Genomic DNA, 410 nt, shown 5'->3' on the forward strand with positions numbered 1-410 from the left:
TAGCGACGACATCGGCTGCCTTCAAGGCGTAATCGACCGTGATCGCCACGCTCTCCCGACTAAAATTATCGACCACAGTTAAGGCGCGGATTTTTTGCCCGTTGAACAGCTGATCGGCCACGAAGTCCATGCTCCAGCACGTGTTGACGGTAGAGATTTCCGGCCGCTCCATGCGGTGCGCGGCTGCCACGCGCCGGCGCGGCCGCTTACGCCGCAAATTCAGCTTTTCCTCGCAGTAGATCCGATACGTCTTCTTGTGATTGATTAGCTAGCCTTCTCGTCGCAACAAGACGTGGATGCGCTCTACACCATATCTAATCCGGGTTTCGGCAATGTCCCGGATGCGCTGGCGTTCGGCGCGGTCGTCACGTGGATGAGGCTGATAAAAATACGTGGCCTGACGCAACTGC

1 pseudogene is annotated in these 410 nt (G+C 57.1%); it reads right to left on the reverse strand.

Annotated elements, in window-relative coordinates:
- Positions 1-410, reverse strand: a pseudogene (locus ACYP33_RS30165) (IS3 family transposase); the annotation flags it as partial.

It is taken from the genome of Burkholderia sp. 3C (assembly GCF_054589155.1).